Source organism: Pelomonas margarita, assembly GCF_043555875.1.
Lineage (GTDB): Bacteria > Pseudomonadota > Gammaproteobacteria > Burkholderiales > Burkholderiaceae_C > Pelomonas > Pelomonas margarita.
The window spans coordinates 1-366 of the sequence record NZ_JBIGHW010000068.1 but is presented as its reverse complement, the minus strand read 5'-3'; the positions used below and the strand labels follow the sequence as shown (position 1 = coordinate 366).

General features: G+C 68.3%; 1 protein-coding gene. It reads right to left on the bottom strand.

The annotated features are described in order from the left end of the window. On the bottom strand, nucleotides 1–366 hold a 366-nt coding region (locus ACG0Z3_RS23265; RefSeq protein WP_394402440.1), incomplete at both ends, for a TadE/TadG family type IV pilus assembly protein.

Genomic DNA, 366 nt, shown 5'->3' with positions numbered 1-366 from the left:
CGTTGGGGATCACCAGGTCACCGGCCTTCAGCGCTTCTTTGAGCGCCGGGCTGGCGTAGTCGTCGAAGCTTTCCTTGGTGGGCGACAGCACTTCCACACGCATGCCCACCGCCGTGTCGGCCGTGGCCCGCGCGTAGCTCGCCGCCAGCTCCGCCACGGTGCGCCCGCCGCCGTAGTAGCCCACCATGCCTTTGCTGAACGCCGCCTTGATGCTGCTCACGCTGGCGTTGCTCACCGCTCCCGCACGCGCCGCCTCGAAGGTCGCGTAGTTCACGCTGCTCTTGGCCTGGTACCCCAGCGCCGCCTGCCAGATCCCCAGCACCAGGAACAGCAGCGTCGGCATCACGATGACGCTCTCCACCAGGC